The sequence below is a fragment of the Streptomyces sp. NPDC001868 genome (assembly GCF_040297125.1).
GTDB lineage: Bacteria > Actinomycetota > Actinomycetes > Streptomycetales > Streptomycetaceae > Streptomyces.
The window spans coordinates 135,983-147,325 of sequence record NZ_JBEOYO010000022.1 but is presented as its reverse complement, the minus strand read 5'-3'; the positions used below and the strand labels follow the sequence as shown (position 1 = coordinate 147,325).

Here is an 11,343-nt window from a genome sequence, read left to right as displayed (position 1 = left end):
CTCGCGCAGTTCCCCGCGCCCCTGAAAAGCGAAGCAGGGGCTGCGCCCCGCTTCGCTTTTCGGCCCGAAAGGGGCGCGGGGAACTGCGCGACCAGCCCCCACCGGGCGCGCGGACGGGGGTCGAAGGGGCGCAGCCCCTGGGGATGGGACGGGTAGGGGCGGCGGGGGCGAGAAACGCCGAAACGCTACGTGCGCACCCCCAGATGCCGCTCGGCGAAGTCCAGCTCCAGCCGGATCTGCTTGATCCGCTCGTCGACGACCAGAGAGCCATGCCCGGCGTCATAGCGATACACCTCGTGGACCGCGCCCCGCCCGGCCAGCCGGTCGACGTAGTTGTCGATCTGCCGGATGGGACAGCGGGGGTCGTTGACTCCGGCGGAGATGTAGACAGGGGCCTTCACCGCGTCGACGTAGGTCAGGGGGGACGAGGCCTCGAACCGCTCGGGAACCTCCTCGGGCGTGCCACCCAGGAGGGTGCGGTCCATGGCCTTCAGCGCCTCCATCTCGTCGTGGTACGCGGTGACGTAGTCGGCGACGGGAACCGCGGCGATCCCGAGGCTCCAGGCGTCCGGCTCGGTACCGAGGCCGAGGAGGGTGAGGTAACCACCCCAGGAACCGCCGGTGAGGACCAGGCGCTCGGGGTCGGCGAACCCCGAGGTCACCGCCCATTCCCGGACCGCCGCGATGTCCTCCAGCTCGATCAGGCCGACCCGGTGTTTGAGGGCGTCGGTCCAGGCGCGGCCGTAACCGGTGGAGCCCCGGTAGTTGATCCGGATCACCGCGTACCCGTGGTCCAGCCAGGCGGCCGGGCCCGCGGCGAAGGCGTCGCTGTCGTGCCAGGTCGGGCCGCCGTGGATGTCGAAGACCGTGGGATACGGGCCGGAGACTCCCGCCGGGCGCTGGACGAGGGCGTGGACGCGGCCGCCGGGGGTGTCCACCCAGACGTCCTCCACCGGCACCGACCCGGGGGACCTCATCCCCGGCGGGTCCAGCACGACCTTGCCCGTGGTGGCGCGGACGACCGGCGGTTCGGCGGCCGACGACCACAGGTACTCCACGCTGCCGTCGGGCCGGGCCGTGGCCCCGGAGACGGTGCCTCGCGGGGTGTCCACGCGCTCCAGGCCGCGGGTCGCCAGGTCGTAGCGGAACAGCTCGCTGCGGGCCTCGAAGCTGTGGGCGACGAGCAGGGCGGAGCCGTCCGGATACCACTCGGCGCTCAGGTCGCCCTCCAGCCGGCCGGCGAGCCCGAGGTCGGTCTCCTCGCCGGAGACCACGTCCCACACGAGCGGCTCCCAACGGCCGCCCCGCTGGTGGCCGATGAGCAGCCGGGTGTCACCGACGACGGGGGCGAAGCCCATCACCTCCAGGCCCAGCTCGATCGTGCCGCCCTTGGTGTCGTCCAGCTCGGCGACCGTCGTACCGTCGGCACGGACCACGCGCAGCGCCGAGTGCATCGCGTCGCCGTGCTCGGTGTGCTCGATCGCGATCAGCGAGCCGTCGTGCGAGAGGTCGCCGACGCCGGCCGACTCACGGTGGCGGTAGATCTCGACGGGGGCCTCGCCCCGGCGGGACAGATGGATGGTGGATCCGTCCTCGTCGGTGGAGCGGCCGACGATCGCCGTACGGCCGTCGCGGCCGATGGCCAGGCCCGCCGGGTACGACGGGTCCAGGCCCGGGGCCGCCTCCTCGTCCGGGCCGCCGTGGAACGGCTGGCGGCGCCAGACACCGAACTCGTCGCCGTCCTTGTCGTCGAACCACCAGATCCACTCGCCGTCGGGCGAGAGCACACCGTCCGTCGTGCCGTTGGCCCGGTTCGTGGCCTGGCGCTGCTCGCCGGTGGCGCGGTCCCACGCGTACAACTCGTACGTGCCCGTGGCGTTGGACACGAACAGCGCGCGGTGCGGTGCGTCCTCCGCCCAGTCCGGCAGGGACACCCTCGGTGCCCGGAACCTCTTCTCCCAGTCGGGCATGGACCCGCTCTGCTCCTGCGGGGTGGACCCGTTGCTCTCAGTCATGGCCCCATACTGCCCCGCCCGCACGACAATGTGCCGCCGAGGTCCCCAGCCTGTGGATAACTTTGCCCGCGGCGGCCACCGACCCACCGCCGACGGGTTCCGGCCCGGCCGATTGTCAGTGGCCGGGTGCAGACTCGCCCCATGACCTCAACGACATCTGGGACCGATCTGCGCAGGACCGTCGAGAGTTTCTGGGCCGCCGCCGAGCGCCGGGACTGGGCCGCGTTCGCCGAGACGCTGGCGGAGGACGTCGTGTACGAGCTGCCGCAGACGCGGGAGCGGATCCGCGGCAGGGAGCGGTATGTGGAGTTCAACCGGGACTACCCGGGCGACTGGCACGCCCGGATCGAGCGGATCGTCGCGGAGCCGGGGTTCACGGGGGAATCCTGGCGGCCGGGGCAGGTCGTCAGCTGGATCCACGTCACCGTGGGACTGGAGGAGATGTACGCGATCTCCTTCTTCACGGGGGACGCGGACGGCCGGATCGTCGCGATCACCGACTTCTGGCCCGAGCCGTACGAGCCACCGGCCGGGCGTGAGCACCTCGTCGAGCGGTACTGACCGACCGGTACTGAGCCGAGCGGTACTGAGCCGACCGGTACTGAACCGAGCGGTGGTGAGCGGCGGGCCGCGAGGGCGCCGACGGGCCGACCCCGCGGCCCGGCGCCCGGCGCGCGCACCGTACCGTGGACGGCGTGTACCGGTTTCTGCTGACGCCCCGATGGTGGGGGATCAACGTCTTCGTGCTGCTCGCCATCCCCTTCTGCGTGTTCATGGGGTCGTGGCAGCTGAGCCGGTTCGAGGCCCGGATGGAGGACCATCGCGCGGCGACCGAGCGGATCGACCCGGCGGACCGGGCCCCGGCCCGCCCGCTGGCCGAGCTGCTGCCGGTGGACAAGGAGACCTCGGGCGAACTGGCCACGGTCACCGGCCGGTACGGCGAGCAGCTCCTCGTGCCCAACCGCGAGCTGGACGGCAGGAACGGCTTCTATGTGCTGACGCTGCTGCGCACCGACGAGGGCAAGGCCCTGCCCGTCGTCCGGGGCTGGCTCCCCGGCACCGCGGACGCCGGCCGGGCCCCGGCCGCGCCCTCCGGCGAGGTCACCGTCACCGGTTCGCTGCAGGCGGCCGAGACCCCGGGGTCGAACGGCGTGCCCGTCCAGGGCGGGCTCCCGGCCGGGCAGACCTCGGCGATCAGCGCGGCGACGCTGGTGAACCTCGTACCGGACGACCTGTACGACGCGTGGATCACGCTCGACAAGGCCGACTCGGGCATGAAGGCCGTGCCCGCGACGACCCCGCAGGACACCGGGCTCGACCTCAAGGCCTTCCAGAACCTCGGCTACACCGGCGAGTGGTTCGTCTTCGCCGGCTTCGTCGTCTTCATGTGGTTCCGCCTGGTCCGCCGCGAGGTCGAGTTCATCCGGGACACGGAACTGGGCCTGGTCCCGGACGAGGAGCGACCGGAAGACGGGCGGCCGGAAGACGGGCGACCGGATGAGGACCACCCGGCCGAGGCCGCCTCCCGGGAAGCCGAGCCGGCCCAGTAGGACCGGCGGCCCCATCCGGCCCACCCAGCGAGAGCCAGTCGGCCCGGCGCCGCTCCCCCGTGGGCGGCCGTTCCCGCATCCGTACAAACGGCCGTTCAGGCGCCCGCCAGCAGGCCCGTCTGGTAGACCACACCCGCGCAGGCGTTGGCGACGGTCGTCGAGAAGGTGGCGATGCCGCCCTCGGTGGTGTGGGCGACGAGGACGCTGCCGTCGGCGACGCCGTCCTCGGTGAAGAGCTGGGTGGAGACGGAGTTGGAGCCGTCCGTGGTGGTCCCGGGCGTCGCCTCACCCGTGGGCGTCGGGTCCGTCGTCGGGTCCGTGCCCCCGGTGCCGCCGTCGGTCGTACCGCCGTCGGTCGAGGTGGGACAGGGCTCGGAAGGCACCCAGGCGAACTGCACCTCGTACGCCGATCCCGGCGCCAGCACCAGCTGGGCCAGGGAGAGCGACGGGTCGGGCAGTCCGGTCGCCGCGTCCCCGGCGACATGGGTCGCCACGGTGATCTTCGACGCGTCCGCGGCACCCTGCGGAATGGCGCTCACACTGCCCGCGCCGGTGACCGTACAGCTCGTGCCGGAGATGTTGGAGACACGGAACGTGCCGTAGACGGCGCCGCCGGAGTCCGGTGCGCCCACGCTGCCGCCGCCGCCGAGCTGGCCTGCGGTGCACAGGGTCGAGGCAGCGGTCGTGGGCGTCGCCTGGGCGCCGCCCGTGGTGCCGTTGTGCTCGCCCTTGCCCTTGTCGTCCTTGTCCTTGCCGCTGTCCTTGCCGGACTCCTTGGACCCACCGGAGGAACCGCCCGACGCACGGCCCCCGCCGGTCTGCCCCTTGGTCTCGGCGCTCCCCTGCGTCTGCGAGCCGTTGCCCATGATCGAGGGGTTGACGTCGGAGCCGGCGGAGTTGGAGACGTGGACGAGGGCCGGGATCGCCGTACCGATGAAGAGCGCGGCGGCGGCCATGCCGACGACGGCCTGCCGCTTGCGCGCCCGCCGCGCCGGTACCGCCCGCCGCAGATGCTCCAGGGTGCCGTCCCTGGGCTCGATGTCCGACACCGCCTGCAGCAGCAGATTGCGCAGCACCAGCTCGTCGTCGGGCTCTGACCCGCCGATGCCCTTCGGTACCGAGCCGTTCGGACCCGAACCGTTCAGACCCGAGCGCGGGCCCGCGGAGCGCAGGGCGCCGAAGCGCGGCACGTCGACGTCCGGCCCGGCCGTACCCGAGGACCCGGTAGCCGAACGGTCCACGTCGGAGGCGCCCGCGTCGGAGCGGTCCGCACCCGGTTCGTCCGCACCCGAATCAGCCGCACCCGGGTCAGCCGAATTCAGGTCGGCAGACCGCGAGTCGTCCGAGGACAGGTCGCCGGAAGGCGGGTTCTCCGAAGGCAGATCCCCCGAATCGACGTCGTCCGAAGGCAGATCCTTCGAGCCGACCTCGTCCGAAGGCGGGTCCTCCGAACCCGAGTCGTCCGGAGCGCGGCCTTCGAGATGCCGGCCCTTGGGGTGGGGGCCTTGTTCTTCGGGGCCGTGATTCACAGTTCCGTTCCCAGCGTGCGATTGCGTTTCGTCGTGCTCTTCGGGCCCGCGCCCCCCGGCGTTCCCGTCCTGCCCGTCCTCGTCCCGGCGTCCCCAGGAAGCGCGCCGCCTGGCGCCGAGTTCGTCCCTGTCGTGCGTGCTCATGCCGGCGCCTCCATGGCGACGCGCAGTGCCGCGATGCCCCGGGAGCCGTACGCCTTGACCGAGCCCAGCGATATACCGAGGGTCTCGGCGACCTGGGCCTCGGTCATGTCGGCGAAGTAGCGCAGCACGAGGACCTCGCGCTGCCGGCGCTGCAGTCCCTTCATCGCCTTGATGAGGGAGTCGCGCTCCAGCAGGTCGTACGCGCCCTCCTCCGCGCTCGCCATGTCGGGCATCGGCTTGGAGAGCAGCTTCAGACCGAGGATGCGGCGGCGCAGGGCGGAGCGCGAGAGGTTCACGACCGTCTGGCGCAGATAGGCGAGCGTCTTCTCCGGGTCACGGACGCGCTTGCGCGCGGAGTGCACGCGGATGAAGGCCTCCTGGACGACGTCCTCGCAGGAGGCGGTGTCGTCGAGGAGGAGCGCCGCGAGGCCGAGCAGCGACCGGTAGTGGGCGCGATAGGTCTCGGTGAGATGGTCGACCGTCGTACCGGAGGCCGGCAGCGTCGACGTGTCGTCCGCGCCGTCGCGCTGGCTGGGTATGCGGGTCGGCCGCGCCGCGGGCATCGGCGCGATCACCGGCATGCCGCCGGCCGAACCGGGCAAGCGGGGACGGCGGGGTGGACGAAGGGTGGTGCCCCTCGTCTGTACCGCGGTGAAATCGAGTACCTCTGCCACGCCTGTTGGACCCGTATCCCCCCGTTGGGGTTGTACGCGACAGGCATCTCTTTTGCGTCGGACCGCACACGTGTCCGGATGACACCCGTCTCGGTCGGTGCGGCAGACGCGCCGGGCGGCACGCTGCGCACAGCTGTCGGTACGGCCCACCGAACACCGGACAGCGCGTCGAACGCCCTCATGCGTACCAGCTCTTCCCCTATGCCCCAAGTGTTGGCGCCCAGCCCCGCCGAAGGGCGCCCGTGAAAGACGCTCCCCGTCCGCGCGCGGTTGCGCGGACGGGGAGGAAAAATCCTCGATCACCGGGAGGCCTGAATCAACCCGGAGATCCGACGGCGGCACGGCCGGAAATTCTCCGTACGCCGAACCGTCGACTCGAAGAACTTACACGTCGCCACCGACAGAGGCCCACGCCCCGGTACGCGGGGGTGCCTGTGCTTCGGCGGGTGCGGGCGCGTGGGGCTTCTCGCGCGGTACCCCGCGCCCCTCAAGATTCAGGCCCCTGCGGGCCTGAAAAAGCGACGGGTCGCAGCCCCGGCTTTTCAGGGGCGCGGGGTTTAGGCGCCCTTCACCACCAACTCCGCGATCTGAGCCGCGTTCAAGGCGGCGCCCTTCCGCAGATTGTCACCGCAGACGAAGAGCTCCAGCGCGGTCGGATCGTCCAGCGCCCGCCGCACTCGCCCCACCCAGGTCGGGTCGGTCCCGACCACATCCGCGGGGGTGGGGAACTCCCCCGCGCCCGGATCGTCGTACAGCACGACCCCCGGCGCCGTGGCGAGAATCTCACGCGCCTTGGCGACCGTGACCTCCCCCTCGAAGCGGGCGTGCAGCGTGAGGGAGTGCGCGGTGACGACCGGCACCCGTACGCAGGTCACGGCGACCGGCAGGTTCGGCAGGCCGAGGATCTTGCGGGACTCGTCCCGGACCTTCATCTCCTCCGAGGACCAGCCGTCCGCGCGTAGCGACCCGGCCCACGGCACCACGTTCAGCGCCACCGGCTCGGGGAACGGCCCGGTGTCGGCCACGGCCCGCCGTACGTCACCGGGGGTGGTCCCCAGCTCCGTACCGGCGACCAGGGCGATCTGCTGCCGCAGGGTCTCCACGCCGGCCCGCCCCGCACCGCTGACCGCCTGGTACGAGGAGGCCACCAGCCCGCGCAGCCCGAACTCGGCGTGCAGCGCGCCGAGCGCCACGATCATGGAGAGGGTCGTGCAGTTGGGGTTGGCGATGATCCCGCGCGGCCGGACACGGGCGGCGTGCGGATTGACCTCGGGGACGACGAGGGGCACCTCCGGGTCCATCCGGAAGGCGCCCGAGTTGTCCACCACGACCGCGCCCTTGGCCGCGGCGATCGGCGCCCAGTGCGCGGCCACCTCGTCCGGCACGTCGAACATGGCGACGTCGACCCCGTCGAAGGCCTCCTCGGCGCCCTCGGTCAGACCCGTCACCTCGACCTGCTCCCCGCGCACGGCCAGCTTGCGGCCGGCCGAGCGCGGGGAGGCGATCAGACGGATCTCGCCCCAGATGTCGGCCCGATGGGACAGGATCTGGAGCATGACGGTGCCGACGGCACCGGTCGCGCCCACGACCGCCAGCGTCGGCCTGCCGGCGCGCCCGGCATCGACAGCCATCAACGACCGCCGCCTCCGTGGATGAGGGCCATCAGCGCCCGGTACCCCCGTAGACGACGGCCTCGTCGCTGTCGGAGTCGAGCCCGAAGGCGGTGTGCACGGCGCGCACGGCCTCGGGGACGTCGTCGGCGCGGGTGACGACCGAGATGCGGATCTCGGAGGTCGAGATGAGCTCGATGTTCACGCCGGCGTCGGACAGGGCCTCGAAGAAGGAGGCCGTGACACCCGGGTTGGTCTTCATGCCCGCGCCGACGAGGGAGATCTTGCCGATCTGGTCGTCGTAGCGCAGCGAGTCGAAGCCGATGCCCGCCTTGTTCTTCTCCAGGGCGTCGATGGCCTTGCGGCCCTCGGTCTTGGGGAGGGTGAAGGAGATGTCCGTCAGACCGGTGGTCACGGCGGAGACGTTCTGCACCACCATGTCGATGTTGACCTCGGCGTCGGCGATGGCGCGGAAGATCGCGGCGGCCTCGCCCGGCTTGTCCGGGACGCCGACGACCGTGACCTTGGCCTCGGAGACGTCGTGGGCGACTCCGGAGATGATGGCGTGCTCCACCTTGTGGTCCCCTTGCGACTCTGGCTTCTCGTTGCTGACCCAGGTGCCCGGCAGTCCGGAGAAGGACGAGCGGACGTGGATCGGGATGTCGTAGCGGCGGGCGTACTCCACACAGCGGTGGAGCAGCACCTTCGAACCGGACGCCGCCAGTTCGAGCATGTCCTCGGAGGAGATCCAGTCGATCTTCTTCGCCTTCTTCACGACCCGCGGGTCGGCGGTGAAGACGCCGTCGACGTCGGTGTAGATCTCACAGACCTCGGCCTCCAGCGCGGCGGCCAGCGCGACGGCGGTCGTGTCCGACCCGCCGCGACCGAGGGTGGTGATGTCCTTCTTGTCCGCGCTGACACCCTGGAAACCGGCGACGATGGCGATGTTGCCCTCGTCCAGCGCGGTCCGGATACGGCCGGGCGTGACGTCGATGATCCGGGCTTTGTTGTGGACGGAGTCGGTGATGACACCTGCCTGGCTGCCGGTGAACGACTGGGCCTCGTGGCCCAGGTTTTTGATCGCCATGGCCAGCAGTGCCATGGAGATCCGCTCTCCGGCGGTCAGCAGCATGTCGAACTCACGCCCGGCAGGCATCGGTGACACCTGCTCGGCGAGATCGATCAGCTCGTCCGTCGTGTCGCCCATCGCGGAAACGACGACGACCACCTGGTGGCCGTTCTTCTTCGCTTCCACGATCCGCTTGGCGACGCGCTTGATGCCCTCGGCATCGGCTACGGAGGAGCCTCCGTACTTCTGCACGACAAGGCCCACGTGCGCTCCTCGCTCCGTTTCAGTCCCTTATCCGCACATACACACGTATTCATGCGCATGTGGTCATGCGCATTCATTCGCACTGCGGCGGTCGGCTCAGTCTAACGAGCGGCCGAATATCCCTTCCCTGGTATCGCATGGTGAGATGTCCCGCTCACCCTTTGATCACCTGGGTTTTCTCCGGGCCTTCCACCGGTTTCACCCGGCTTCTCGCCCGGACCTTCGACCGCTCCGGGAACGTCTCTGCCCAGGTCGTCGCGGAACAGTCGGCGCGCACGGGGAAAAGTGCCTGGAGTCACACCGAGGGCCCCCGCGACGACGGAACGCCAACTTTCAAGCATTAAGGTCATGGCCGTGCGCGTACTTCTGGTGGAAGACGACGAGCCGGTCGCCGAATCCCTGCGACGAGGACTCCTGCGATACGGCTTCGAGGTGGAGTGGGTCAACACGGGAGGGGCGGCGCTGTCGTACCCGGGCCCGTACGACGTCGTCCTCCTCGACCTCGGACTGCCCGACACCGACGGCCTCGACGTCTGCAAGGCCCTGCGGGACCGGGGCCAGGTGCCGATCATCGTGATCAGCGCCCGCAGCGACGAGACGGACCGGGTGGTCGGCCTGGAGCTGGGCGCCGACGACTACGTCTCCAAGCCGTTCGGCGTACGCGAGGTGATCGCCCGGATAAGGGCGGTGATGCGCCGGATGCAGCCGCGCGCCGCCGACGCGGCCCCGGCGGGCCCCGACCAGTACGGCCCCCGCCTCACCGTCGACCGCAAGGCCGCGCGCGTCCACCTCGACGGTACGGAGGTGGGGCTCGCCCCCAAGGAGTACGACCTCCTCGCCTTCCTCACCGAGGAACCGGGCGCCCTGATGTCGCGCGAACAGATCATGGAAGCGGTCTGGGACGCGAACTGGTTCGGCCCGACGAAGACGCTCGACGTCCATGTGGCGGCCCTGCGGCGCAAGCTCGCCGGGGCGATCACCATCGAGGCGGTGCGGGGCGTGGGGTTCCGGCTGATCGTGAACGAGGAGTCCGGCACGGCCGAGGGCAGCGCCACGCCATGATCCGTCAGCTCATCCGCAGCTATGTGCTGCTCGTGGCTGTGGCCATCGCCCTGTTCACCGTGCCGGTGGCGTTCACGCTCACCAGTCAGTTGCGGGGCGACACCGCGAAGTCCGTCCAGCGCGAGGCCGAGACGATGGCCAAGCTGCTGGGCACCGACGACACCGCCGCCTGTCAGGCCCTCGCGCAGATGGGCAAGGCGTACAGCGACAAGGACGACACGGTCCAGGTGACCGCCACCAACGGCTGCGCGCCGCAGGGCCTGGCGGAACCGTCCCCCGACGCGGCCCTGACCCGGGCCCTCGAGGACGGCAGGGCCACCACCGACTGGGGCTCCGACTTCATCTGGGGCGAGAACCTGGTGATCACGGTCCCCGCCCTCGCACGCACGGCGGACGGGCAGACGGAACCGAGGAAGGTCGTCGGCGCCGTACGGATCGTGTTCTCGACCGACCACCTCACCTCCAGGCTCTGGACGATCTGGGGCTTCCGGGCGGCGCTGGCCGTCCTGGTCCTGGCGGCGGCCGCGTTCATCGGTGTCTTCGCCGCCCGGCGCCTGACCGCCCCCCTCCGCCAGCTCAACGAGATGGCGAGCAAGATGAGCGACGGCGATCTGACCGCCCGCTCCCCCGTCACCGGCCCCCAGGAGACCCAGACCCTGGCGCGCACGCTCAACCAGGCGGGCGAACGCCTGGACACGCTGATCGCCTCGCAGCGCATCTTCGTCGCCGACGCCTCCCATCAACTCCGTACGCCCCTGACGGCGTTGCGGCTGTCCCTGGACAACATCGCGGACGGCACGGACGACGAGTTCGTACGGGAGGACGTGGAGCAGGCCACCGCCGAGGTGGTCCGGATGAGCCGCCTGGTCAACGGCCTGCTGGTGCTGGCGCGGGCCGAGGCGAAGGTGACGGCGGCGGAACCGCTGTCCCTGCGGGAGGTCATCGGGGAACGTCTCGACGTGTGGAGGCCGGCCGCCGACGAGCGCGGAGTCACCATCACGCTCAGGGGGAGTGCCGACGGCCGGCTGCTCGTGCTGGCCAGTCCCGGTCATCTGGACCAGGTCCTGGACAACGTGCTGTCCAACGCCCTGGAGGTGTCACCGGACGGGGCGACCATCACGGTGTCGGTGGAGAGCCGGGGCGAGGAGGTGGTGCTGTCGGTGCTGGACGAGGGGCCCGGGATGTCGGACGCCGAGAAGTCCCGCGCCTTCGACCGCTTCTGGCGCGGTCAGGGCCTCACCGGGAAGTCCGGTTCGGGCCTCGGTCTCGCCGTCGTCAAGCAGCTCGTCACCGACGACAACGGGACCGTGGCCCTCAAGGACGCCCCCGGGGGCGGGCTGTGCGTCGCGCTCACGCTGCGCGCGGCGCGGCACGGGGGTGGCTGAGCCGGGGGGTGGAGGGCTCAGCCACGACCGGTGCCGGGGTG

General features: G+C 71.1%; 9 protein-coding genes. 4 read left to right on the top strand and 5 right to left on the bottom strand.

The window, feature by feature from the left end:
* Positions 1-185: 185 nt before the first annotated feature.
* Positions 186-2,015, bottom strand: a complete 1,830-nt coding sequence (locus tag ABT147_RS25330) for a S9 family peptidase (RefSeq protein ID WP_351409957.1) — start codon at positions 2,013-2,015, stop codon at positions 186-188.
* A gap of 141 nt (positions 2,016-2,156) precedes the next feature.
* Between ABT147_RS25330 and ABT147_RS25325 the strand changes: the two genes are divergently transcribed.
* Together ABT147_RS25325 and ABT147_RS25320 are read left to right on the top strand one after the other, a co-directional pair.
* Positions 2,157-2,576: a nuclear transport factor 2 family protein gene (locus ABT147_RS25325; RefSeq protein ID WP_351409955.1), complete on the top strand. Its 420-nt coding sequence runs from the start codon at positions 2,157-2,159 to the stop codon at positions 2,574-2,576.
* A gap of 134 nt (positions 2,577-2,710) precedes the next feature.
* A complete protein-coding gene (locus ABT147_RS25320) occupies positions 2,711-3,565 on the top strand; it encodes an SURF1 family protein (RefSeq protein ID WP_351409953.1) in 855 nt (284 codons plus the stop codon).
* 95 nt (positions 3,566-3,660) lie between these two features.
* Here the strand turns inward: ABT147_RS25320 and ABT147_RS25315 are convergent, their stop codons facing one another.
* From ABT147_RS25315 to ABT147_RS25300, 4 genes are all read right to left on the bottom strand, one after another.
* Positions 3,661-5,094 carry a hypothetical protein gene (locus tag ABT147_RS25315; RefSeq protein WP_351409950.1) on the bottom strand — a complete coding sequence of 478 codons (1,434 nt, stop codon included), beginning with the start codon at positions 5,092-5,094 and terminating at the stop codon, positions 3,661-3,663.
* Positions 5,095-5,234: 140 nt separating this feature from the next.
* Positions 5,235-5,912 (bottom strand): SigE family RNA polymerase sigma factor, encoded by a 678-nt coding sequence (locus ABT147_RS25310; RefSeq protein ID WP_502983154.1) that lies wholly within the window; start codon positions 5,910-5,912, stop codon positions 5,235-5,237.
* A 557-nt stretch (positions 5,913-6,469) separates the two neighbouring features.
* Complete coding sequence (locus tag ABT147_RS25305; RefSeq protein ID WP_351409948.1) at positions 6,470-7,543, bottom strand: aspartate-semialdehyde dehydrogenase; 1,074 nt, start codon at positions 7,541-7,543, stop codon at positions 6,470-6,472.
* A gap of 31 nt (positions 7,544-7,574) precedes the next feature.
* Positions 7,575-8,855, bottom strand: coding sequence for an aspartate kinase (locus tag ABT147_RS25300; protein ID WP_351409946.1), 1,281 nt, complete (start codon positions 8,853-8,855; stop codon positions 7,575-7,577).
* Positions 8,856-9,209: 354 nt separating this feature from the next.
* Between ABT147_RS25300 and ABT147_RS25295 the strand changes: the two genes are divergently transcribed.
* Together ABT147_RS25295 and ABT147_RS25290 are read left to right on the top strand one after the other, a co-directional pair.
* The gene (locus ABT147_RS25295; RefSeq protein WP_351409943.1) at positions 9,210-9,917 is read left to right on the top strand and encodes a response regulator transcription factor; all 708 of its coding nucleotides are present in this window, start codon (positions 9,210-9,212) and stop codon (positions 9,915-9,917) included.
* The gene (locus ABT147_RS25290; RefSeq protein WP_351409941.1) at positions 9,914-11,302 is read left to right on the top strand and encodes a HAMP domain-containing sensor histidine kinase; all 1,389 of its coding nucleotides are present in this window, start codon (positions 9,914-9,916) and stop codon (positions 11,300-11,302) included. The genes ABT147_RS25295 and ABT147_RS25290 overlap by 4 nt, the downstream gene beginning before the upstream one ends.
* Positions 11,303-11,343 lie beyond the last annotated feature (41 nt).